This is a genomic window from Oerskovia enterophila (assembly GCF_044748475.1).
GTDB classification, from domain to species: Bacteria; Actinomycetota; Actinomycetes; order Actinomycetales; family Cellulomonadaceae; genus Oerskovia; species Oerskovia enterophila.
The window spans coordinates 441706-451007 of the sequence record NZ_JBIVFZ010000001.1 but is presented as its reverse complement, the minus strand read 5'-3'; the positions used below and the strand labels follow the sequence as shown (position 1 = coordinate 451007).

General features: G+C 72.1%; 8 protein-coding genes. 1 reads left to right on the top strand and 7 read right to left on the bottom strand.

Going from position 1 to position 9302, the window contains the following annotated elements; all coding sequences use genetic code 11:
• Window positions 1–254: 254 nt before the first annotated feature.
• From ACIPWA_RS01975 to purN, 3 genes are all read right to left on the bottom strand, one after another.
• Complete coding sequence (locus tag ACIPWA_RS01975; RefSeq protein WP_056647609.1) at window positions 255–743, bottom strand: SRPBCC family protein; 489 nt, start codon at window positions 741–743, stop codon at window positions 255–257.
• The gene (locus ACIPWA_RS01970; RefSeq protein WP_056647607.1) at window positions 740–1120 is read right to left on the bottom strand and encodes an ArsR/SmtB family transcription factor; all 381 of its coding nucleotides are present in this window, start codon (window positions 1118–1120) and stop codon (window positions 740–742) included. The genes ACIPWA_RS01975 and ACIPWA_RS01970 overlap by 4 nt, the downstream gene beginning before the upstream one ends.
• A gap of 248 nt (window positions 1121–1368) precedes the next feature.
• On the bottom strand, window positions 1369–2010 hold the full coding sequence (gene purN, locus ACIPWA_RS01965; RefSeq protein ID WP_400287869.1) for a phosphoribosylglycinamide formyltransferase: 642 nt from the start codon (window positions 2008–2010) through the stop codon (window positions 1369–1371).
• A 163-nt stretch (window positions 2011–2173) separates the two neighbouring features.
• Between purN and ACIPWA_RS01960 the strand changes: the two genes are divergently transcribed.
• Window positions 2174–2776, top strand: a complete 603-nt coding sequence (locus ACIPWA_RS01960; protein WP_400287868.1) for a hypothetical protein — start codon at window positions 2174–2176, stop codon at window positions 2774–2776.
• A 41-nt stretch (window positions 2777–2817) separates the two neighbouring features.
• On the opposite strand, the gene ACIPWA_RS01955 is transcribed toward ACIPWA_RS01960, so the two are convergent.
• The 4 genes from ACIPWA_RS01955 to pcrA form a co-directional block, all read right to left on the bottom strand.
• Window positions 2818–4101: a cell division protein PerM gene (locus ACIPWA_RS01955; RefSeq protein WP_400287867.1), complete on the bottom strand. Its 1284-nt coding sequence runs from the start codon at window positions 4099–4101 to the stop codon at window positions 2818–2820.
• Between the two features lie 150 nt (window positions 4102–4251).
• Window positions 4252–5139, bottom strand: coding sequence for a succinate--CoA ligase subunit alpha (gene sucD, locus ACIPWA_RS01950; RefSeq protein ID WP_068627339.1), 888 nt, complete (start codon window positions 5137–5139; stop codon window positions 4252–4254).
• A 30-nt stretch (window positions 5140–5169) separates the two neighbouring features.
• The gene (gene sucC / locus ACIPWA_RS01945; protein WP_056647588.1) at window positions 5170–6342 is read right to left on the bottom strand and encodes an ADP-forming succinate--CoA ligase subunit beta; all 1173 of its coding nucleotides are present in this window, start codon (window positions 6340–6342) and stop codon (window positions 5170–5172) included.
• 266 nt (window positions 6343–6608) lie between these two features.
• A complete protein-coding gene (pcrA, locus tag ACIPWA_RS01940; RefSeq protein WP_400287866.1) occupies window positions 6609–9263 on the bottom strand; it encodes a DNA helicase PcrA in 2655 nt (884 codons plus the stop codon).
• Window positions 9264–9302 lie beyond the last annotated feature (39 nt).

Genomic DNA, 9302 nt, shown 5'->3' with positions numbered 1-9302 from the left:
CCGCCTCGGGCATCCGGGTCCCCCACGGTCTCCGCCCGCGAGATGCGGCTCATGGGGGCCGGAAACCGCATTTCGACCCCCACTGGCCGCATCTCGCGGAGGCGCCCGATTCCCGGACGGTTCTCAGCGATCCCGGCAACCGACGGGCGGTGGCCGACGACCGCCACATGTCAGGCACGGCCAGCGCCGGCGGCCCCAGCGACCAGCGGGTCACCCCACAGTCTCGACGGACGGAGACCGGCGACCGCCGGGTCTCAGGCGACGGCGTCCGAGGCCAGCAGCTCGTCGAGACGTTCGAAGCCCTCGCTCATGCCGTCGGCCATGCCCGAGCCGACCATGGCGTCGCGGGCCTCGACCGACTGGTGGACCGAGCGCGTGACGATCCTGGTCCCGCCGTTGGGAAGGTCCTCGAACGAGACGGTGTCGAGGCTCACGTGACCGGGTGCGCCCGCGAACTCGAACGTCTGGACGGCGCTCGTGTCCGGGACGACCGAGTGGAACGCGCCGAAGAACCCGTACTCCTCCTCGCCTGCGCGGTGCACGTAGGCCCACGAGCCGCCCGTCCGGGCGTCCCAGTGGTCGAGGACCATCTCGTAGCGGCGCGGACCGAGCCACTGCGTGACCAGGGCGGGGTCGGTGTAGGCCCGGAACACGAGGGGGCGCGGTGCGTCGACGTCGCGGACGATCTCGATGAAGGGCGTCCCCGGAGGGGCTGTGACGGTCGTGGGGTGCTTGCTGCTCATGACTGCTCCTTCGATGGGTCCGACGACGTCGCCTGGAGTCGCCCGAGGAGGGCGTCGAGCCGGCGGTACTGCCGCTCCGCGGTGAGCCGGTACTCGTCGATCCATGCCGTGAGCCGTTCGAGCGCGGCGGGGTCGAGGTGGCAGGGTCGTCGTTGGCCGTCCCGGGTACGGGTGATGAGACCCGCGGTCTCGAGGACCTGGATGTGCCGGGACACGGCCTGCTTCGTGATGGGGAAGGGTGCGGCGAGCTCGTTGACCGTGGCCGGTCCCCTGGACAGCGTGGCGACGATGCTCCGGCGGACCGGGTCGGCCAGCGCGAGGAACGCGCGGTCGAGGGCGGCGTCGGTGTCGTCGTGCGGGTCGTCCAGGAGGGTCATGTCGGCCTGCTCGTCGTGATCAACGGTTACGTTGATCAACGTACTCGTTGATCACGAGGCAAGTCAAGGGTCCGAGCTTCAGATCCGGTGGACCCGTTGCGTACCGCGCCGTCGGGATCGAGGAAGAAGCGCCCGGTGCAGCGGGCGCGCCCGGGCCCCGTCAGCTGAGCTCGGCACGACGAACTCTCGGCAGGCGCGCTCTTCAAACCCCCGGGTCGCTCACTAGCGGCGCAGCCCCGTGGAGGCCCTCAGCCCAGCAGCGCCCGGCGCCCCTCGACCCGCAAGCCCTCGCGCGCCGCGCGACCAACCGTCTCGACCAGCAGCGCCCGCTCGGCGACCTTGATGCGCTCGTGCAGCGTGGACTCGTCGTCGGCGTCCTCGACCGCCACGGTCGCCTGCGCGATGATCGGCCCCGTGTCCACACCGTTGTCGACCACGTGGACCGTGCAGCCCGTGACCTTGACGCCGTACGCGAGCGCGTCGCGCACGCCGTGCGCGCCGGGGAACGAGGGCAGCAGCGCGGGGTGCGTGTTGATGGTCCGGCCCGCGAACCGGTCCACGAACGCCGGGCTGAGGATGCGCATGAAGCCCGCGAGGACCACCAGGCCGGGCGAGAAGACCGCCACGGCCTCCGCGACGCCGTCGTTCCACGCGTCGCGGTCCGCGAAGTCACCCGGTGCGACCACGACCGACGCGACCCCCGCCTCGCGCGCCAGGTCGAGCGCCCCTGCACCCGGCTTGTCCGTGACGACGCCCACGACCCGCGCCCCGTAGGCGGGGTCCTCGTGCGCCGCGAGCAGCGCCGCGAGGTTGCTCCCCGCCCCTGAGACCAGGACGACGACGCGCGCCGCGCTCGTCGTGTCGATGGGCTGACCGGAAGGTGTGCGCACGGTGCTCCTCAAGGGCGTCTGCGGTGGGGGGAGAATGCGGGAGAATAGCCAGGCACCACCCTAGTCCGCGCCGGAGAGGCGCCGGTCTGCTCCGCGTCCTCCGGGCCCCGGGACGAGCACCGGCCCCCTCCCGTGCCATCCGCGAAGCACCGAGGAGCTGCCCATGGGCAACCCGTACGCGCCCCCACGTCCCGGCGCCCAGAAGCCGACCGACGAGGCGCGACAGCCCACCCCTCCCCCGGTGCAGGGACCTCCCGGCGCCCCTCGGGGCCCGCAGCAGGGCCCGCCTCCCGGTCAAGGCCGCCCGGGCGGACCCGGCGGACCCGGCGCTCCTCAGGGCCCCGGCGGTCCGGGCAAGCCCGACCCGCTCGCACAGGTCGACCCCGAGCAGCTGCGCGCCACGACGCGCCAGGTGCTGCACTTCGGGCTGCTCATGCTCGTCACCCTCGTCACGAGCTCGCTGGCCTTCCCCTGGCGGGTCGCGAGCCTGTTCTTCGCGGTCGTGACCATCGTGTTCGGCGTGCGCGCGCTGCGTGCGGTCTGGCGTGCCCGGCTCGGCGGGGCGCTGCTGCCCGCGGTCGCCGTCGGCCTGGGCCTGACGGTGACCATGTCGCTGTCGATGATCGGCGGCCTCGCGATGTGGGACATCGAGATGGACAACCAGGCCTGCCTCGACGGCGCGATCACGGTCGCGGCGCAACAGGAGTGCGCGGTCCAGTACGAGCAGGCGCGCGAGCAGTGGACCAAGGACCAGCTCGGCCGGTAGGCCGTACCCGGTAGACCCTCGACGCCGCGCCCCGGGCGATCTCAGTCGCCGGGGTGCGCCCCGTCTTCGGGCTCCTCGTCGTGGCGGTGGCGCACCCGCTCGGTCACGGCCGCCTTGCCCCAGACCAGGGCGAGCGCCGCTCCCCCGGCGATCTCCGCCGCGACGAGCCCGCCGGAGAGCAGGGGCGGCGCCCCCACGTGCGCCATGCGTCCGGGCCCGACGGCGCCACCCGCCGCGACCTGCAGCGTCACCACGAGCAGTCCTGAGGCCAGGGCGACACCCAGGACTGCGAGCCCCAGGTCGGTCCAGCGGGCGTCGAGCCCTCCGCACCGGCGCCACACGAACGCCCCGGCGACCAGGCCCATGACCACCACGAGCACCGGGGAGAACGAGGCGAGGACCGTCGTCCACTCGGCTCCCGGCAGCGCCCCCAGGAGCGGGACCGCGGGCAGCGCGCCGGGGTCGGAGGCCGCGGTCGTGAAGCTGCTGCCGTCGCCGACCACGAAGCCGGGACCGGCGAGCCACGAGCTCACCCACAGCACCAGGTTCGGCACGACCATGAGCTGGGCGACGGCGAGGATCAGGCCGCCCACCGCACCGGGGGCGAGCCCCGTGATGATGTCGGCTGCGGTCGCACGCCCGGCCACGACCCAGACGCCCAGCACGACGCTCGAGAGCCCCACGAGCAGGGCGACGCCCAGCAGGCCCGCGCGCGCGCCCAGCCGGACGACCGGCGGGACGTAGGGGTCCAGGACCGCGGTCAGCTCGCCGATCCGGGGCGCGTCGGGGCGCGCGAGGATCCCGGCTCCCAGCCCGAGGGCGGCGACGACCGCACCACCCAGCGGGGCGAACAGGACGTCCCAGCCCGGCGCCGAGCCGGACAGCAGCGCGATCCCCAGGGTCATGAGCGCGTACACGCCCACGCCCACGGCCCACGCGGACCAGGCGGTGTGCGCCGAGCGCCGCGCCGAGGCGTAGCACGTGAAGAGCGCCAGGGCCGTGAGCCCCAGCGGGACGAGCGTCACCGTCGTCCCCGCGGCGGCCAGCGGGACCCCGTGCGCGAGCAGCCACAGCCCGGCCGCGACCGACACCGACTGCCCCCAGCCCGTGCCGTCGTCGGCCGGACCTGCCGAGGACGCGAGGAACGCCGCGACGGCCGGCAGGATCACGACGGCGAGCGAGAGCGCGAGCGCCTGGAGCGCTGCGACGAGACCGGAGACCCAGCGCCGAGGGGCCTCGAGCGGGCGCCGTGGGCCCCCGACGGGCTCCTCGAGCGTGCGGGGCGTCCCGCGCCGGGCAGCGGCGGACTGGGTCGGCGTGGTCATGGTCTCCATCGTCGTCGATCGGTCGGGCGTCGTGGGGCACGTCGTGCGGCGCGCCCGAGACCCGCCCAGGAGCGGGGCCCTCAGGGTACGCCGACGGCGCCCGGCCTCAAGGCCGGACGCCGTCGGATGGTGCTGCTCAGGCGTGCGAGGTCAGGAGAGGATCTCGCGCATGAGAGCGGCGGTCTCGGACGGCGTCTTGCCGACCTTGACGCCCGCGGCCTCGAGGGCCTCCTTCTTGGCCTGTGCGGTGCCCGACGAGCCCGAGACGATGGCGCCTGCGTGGCCCATCGTCTTGCCCTCGGGAGCCGTGAAGCCCGCGACGTAGCCGACGACCGGCTTGGTCACGTGCGCCTGGATGTACGCCGCGGCACGCTCCTCGGCGTCGCCACCGATCTCGCCGATCATGACGATCGCCTCGGTGTCGGGGTCCGCCTCGAACGCCGCGAGGGCGTCGATGTGCGTGGTGCCGATGATGGGGTCGCCGCCGATGCCGATCGCGGTCGAGAACCCGAAGTCACGCAGCTCGTACATCATCTGGTAGGTCAGCGTGCCGGACTTCGAGACGAGCCCGATCTTGCCGGGGCCCGTGATGTCGGCCGGGATGATCCCGACGTTCGACTTCCCGGGGCTGATGATGCCCGGGCAGTTGGGGCCGATGAGGCGGACGCCCTTGGCCTCGGCCAGGGTGAAGAACTCCGCGGAGTCCGCGACCGGGACGCCCTCGGTGATGATGACGGTCAGCGGCATGCCGGCCTCGATGGACTCGACGACCGCCGACTTGGTGAACGCCGGGGGCACGAAGATCACGGAGACGTCGGCGCCCGTGGCGGCGATCGCCTCGGCGACGGACCCGAAGACGGGGACGTCAACCGTTCCGTCGCCCTTCGGGAAGGCGACCGAGGTGCCGGCCTTGCGCGGGTTCACGCCACCCACGATGTTGGTGCCGGAGGCCAGCATGCGCGTCGTGTGCTTCTGGCCCTCCGAACCCGTCATGCCCTGGACGATGACCTTGGAGTCCTCGTTGATGAAGATTGCCATGTCTGTCTGTTTTCTCTCTCGGGTCTCGGGTCAGGAAGCGGCGTTGGCCAGCTCGGCAGCCTTGTCGGCGCCGCCGTCCATCGTCTCGGCCAGGGTGACGAGCGGGTGGTTCGCCTCAGCGAGGATCGCGCGCCCCTCCTCGACGTTGTTGCCGTCCAGGCGGACGACGAGCGGCTTGTTCGCCTCGTCACCGAGGATCGCGAGCGCCTGGACGATGCCGTTGGCGACCTCGTCGCACGCCGTGATGCCACCGAAGACGTTCACGAACACGCTCTTGACCTGCTCGTCGTTGAGGATGACGTCCAGGCCCGCGGCCATGACGGCCGCGGACGCGCCGCCGCCGATGTCGAGGAAGTTGGCGGGCTTGACCCCGCCGTGCTGCTCACCCGCGTAGGCGACGACGTCGAGCGTGCTCATGACGAGCCCCGCACCGTTGCCGATGATGCCGACCTGGCCATCGAGCTTGACGTAGTTGAGGTCGTTCTCCTTGGCCTTGGCCTCGAGAGGGTCGGCCGCGTCCTTGTCCTCGAGCGCCTCGTGGTCGGCGTGGCGGAAGCCCGCGTTCTCGTCGAGGGTCACCTTGCCGTCGAGAGCGACGATCGAGCCGTCCTCGGTGCGGACCAGGGGGTTGACCTCGACCAGGGTCGCGTCCTCCTCCTTGTAGACGGTCCACAGCTTCTGGATGACGTCGGCGACCTGCGCCTTGATGTCGTCGGCGAACCCGGCGGCGGCGACGATCTCGTCGGCCTTGGCCTGGTCGATGCCGACGGTCGGGTCCACCGCGACCTTGGCGAGCGCCTCGGGGCGCTCGACCGCGAGGACCTCGATCTCCATGCCGCCCTCGACGCTCGCCATGGCGAGGTACGAGCGGTTGGCCCGGTCGAGGAGCACCGAGAAGTAGAACTCCTCGGCGATCTTCGCGCCCTCCGCGATCATGACGCGGTGGACCGTGTGGCCCTTGATGTCCATGCCGAGGATCTCGGACGCCTTCTCGGCCGTCTCCTCGGGCGAGTGGGCGAGCTTGACGCCGCCCGCCTTGCCGCGACCGCCGACCTTGACCTGGGCCTTGACGACCACGGTCCCGCCACCGAGCTTCTCAGCGCCCTCGCGAGCCTCTTCGGGGGTCGTGGCAACCACGCCGCCCAGCACGGGAACCCCGTGCTTCTCGAAGATGTCGCGCGCCTGGTATTCGAACAGGTCCACCCTGTGTCGTCCTTCCATCTGACTGCCTGACCGGCCTACCGATGTCTCGACATCGAGACATCCCATCACAGGGTAGCCCGGCGACACGCGGGGACCTAGACGAGGCAGTCCGAACCGCGACCGTGGCGCTGTCTCCTTGGCCACACCTCGGGCGTCCCGGGGCAGCGCGCGGCGCGCCCAGTGCCGGGCGCAGGGAGGTGATGCCCGACGGCGTCGCTCACCCCGGAAGGTGAGCGACGCCGTCGGGCACGGAGACGGGCGGGTGCCTACAGCTTGGTGACGGGCGAGAACCGCAGCAGGAGCCGCTTGGTGCCGTCCGCGCCGAAGTCGATCTTGGCGACCGCGTTGGTGCCCGCGCCCTCGACCGCGACGACCGTGCCGAGCCCGTAGGCGTCGTGCGTGACCTTGTCGCCGATCGCGAGCGAGGGGATGTCCCCCTCCTTGCGCGGCGTCGCCGAGCCGAACTTGGGGCCGTCCGGGTTGGGCGTGACCGAGCGCATGCGCACCGCGCCGTTGCGCGAGCCCGAACCCCCGGAGCCGTAGCCGGTGCCCGAGCCGCCTCGCGAACCGCCCGACGACGAGCCCCACCCGCCCGTGTACCCGCCAGGCCCGCGCAGGGTCGCCATGGACGACTCCCTGCGGCGCCAGTCCCACAGGTCCTCGGGGATCTCGTCCAGGAAGCGGCTGGGCGGGAACTCGTTGGCCATGCCCCACGCCGAACGCACCGCGGAGCGCGAGATGTAGAGCCGCTCCCGGGCGCGCGTGATGCCCACGTACGCGAGCCGGCGCTCCTCGGCGAGCTCGCTGTCGTCGTGCAGCGAGCGCATGTGCGGGAACGTGCCGTCCTCCATGCCGCTGAGGAACACGACGGGGAACTCGAGGCCCTTGGCCGTGTGGAGCGTCATGAGGGTCACGACGCCGGGGTCCACGACGGGCTTGCCCTCGTGCCCCTCGTCGTCGCTCGACGGGATCTGGTCCGAGTCCGCGACGAGCGAGACCCGCTCCAGGAAGTCCGTGAGGTCGCCCTCGGGCTCGAGCTCGGTGAACTCGCTGGCCACCGCGTGCAGCTCGGCGAGGTTCTCGACGCGCGAACCGTCCTGCGGGTCCTCGCTCGCACGGAGCTCGGCGAGGTAGCCCGAGCGGTCGAGGACCGCACCGAGGATCTCCGCGGGCGTCGCCCCGGTGGCGTACAGGTCGAGGAGCCCGTGGAACAGCTCGCGGAAGGTGCGCAGCGGGTTGAGGGTCCGGGTCGTCATGCCCGGGATCTCCTCGGCGCGGTCGAGCGACGCGGCGAACGAGATGCGCTCGCGCTCGGCGAACGCCGCGACGAGCGCCTCTGCGCGGTCGCCGAGCCCGCGCTTGGGCACGTTGAGGATGCGTCGCAGGTTCACGTCGTCGTCGGGGTTCGCGATGGCGCGCAGGTAGGCGATCGCGTCCTTGATCTCACGCCGCTCGTAGAAGCGCGTGCCACCGACGACCTTGTACGGCAGGCCGACGCGGATGAGCACCTCCTCGAGCGCACGGGACTGGGCGTTGGTCCGGTAGAAGATCGCGACGTCGCCCGGGCGCACGCCGTCCGAGTCGCCGAGGCGGTCGATCTCCTCGGCGATGAAGCGCGCTTCCTCGTGCTCGTTGTCCGCGACGTAACCGATGATCTTGACGCCCGCCCCCGCGTCGGTCCACAGGCGCTTGGGCTTGCGGTCGATGTTGCGCGAGATCACGGCGTTCGCGGCCGAGAGGATGTTCTGCGTCGAGCGGTAGTTCTGCTCGAGCAGGATGGTGCGCGCGTTCGGGTAGTCGGCCTCGAACTCGAGGATGTTGCGGATGGTCGCACCGCGGAACGCGTAGATCGACTGGTCGGCGTCACCGACGACCGTGAGCTCCCCGGGGGGGACGGTGCCCGGCGCCCACGTGCCCTCGCCGTCCTCCGGCGCGGGGGCCGAGGCCCCCGCGAGCTCGCGCACCAGCACGTACTGCGCGTGGTTGGTGTCCTGGTACTCGTCGACCAGCACGTGCCGGAACCGGCGGCGGTAGTGCTCCGCGACCGCAGGGAACGCCTGGAGGAGGTTGACCGTGGTCATGATGATGTCGTCGAAGTCGAGCGCGTGGGCCTGCGCGAGGCGGGCCTGGTAACGCGTGTAGACGTCGGACAGGACCTGGTCGAACGCGTTGGCGGGGGCGTGATCACCGGGAGCGCCGTCGGCAGCCGACGCGCCGCTCTCCCGCGCGTAGCGCTCGGGGTCGATCAGCTCGTTCTTGAGGTCCGAGATCTTGTTGGACAGCGTCCGCGCGGGGTACTTCTTCACGTCCAGGTTGAGCTCGCGGCTGACCAGCGTGATGAGTCGCTGGGAGTCCGCCGCGTCGTAGATCGAGAAGCTCGACTTGAGCCCGAGCGCCGAGGCCTCCTTGCGCAGGATCCGCACGCACGCCGAGTGGAACGTCGAGACCCACATGTACTTGGCCGCCGGGCCGATGAGCGACTCGACGCGCTCGCGCATCTCCGCCGCAGCCTTGTTGGTGAAGGTGATCGCGAGGATCTCGCCCGGCCGGGCACGCCCCGTCGCGAGCAGGTAGGCGATGCGGTGCGTGAGCACGCGCGTCTTGCCCGAGCCGGCCCCCGCGACGATGAGCAGAGGGCTGCCCGAGTGCACGACGGCCTCGCGCTGCTCCGGGTTGAGCCCGTCGAGGAGCGACTCGGGATCGATGTGCGAGAACCCGCCCGAGCGGTGCCCGTCCTCGTCGTGCGCACCAGCGCCGCCCGACCCCGACGAGCCGCGCGCGGGGCGCGTGCCCGCGCGGGCGGAACCTCCGCCGTCGGGCGCCTCGTCCCACCGCGGCGCGGTGGACGGCAGGCGCGACGAGTCCCCGAGGGACGCGAGGTCGAATCCGGGCAGCGGCAGGTTCTCGAAGAGCGATGTCATAGCCCTCCAAGGGTAGGCGCGGGCACCGACACTTCCGGC

Coding starts and splice junctions, on each gene's coding strand:
- ACIPWA_RS01975 (WP_056647609.1), bottom strand. CDS start 743: ATGAGCAGCAAGCACCCCACGACCGTCACAGCCCCTCCGGGGACGCCC.
- ACIPWA_RS01970 (WP_056647607.1), bottom strand. CDS start 1,120: ATGACCCTCCTGGACGACCCGCACGACGACACCGACGCCGCCCTCGAC.
- ACIPWA_RS01960 (WP_400287868.1), top strand. CDS start 2,174: ATGGGCAACCCGTACGCGCCCCCACGTCCCGGCGCCCAGAAGCCGACC.
- ACIPWA_RS01955 (WP_400287867.1), bottom strand. CDS start 4,101: ATGACCACGCCGACCCAGTCCGCCGCTGCCCGGCGCGGGACGCCCCGC.
- sucD (WP_068627339.1), bottom strand. CDS start 5,139: ATGGCAATCTTCATCAACGAGGACTCCAAGGTCATCGTCCAGGGCATG.
- pcrA (WP_400287866.1), bottom strand. CDS start 9,263: ATGACATCGCTCTTCGAGAACCTGCCGCTGCCCGGATTCGACCTCGCG.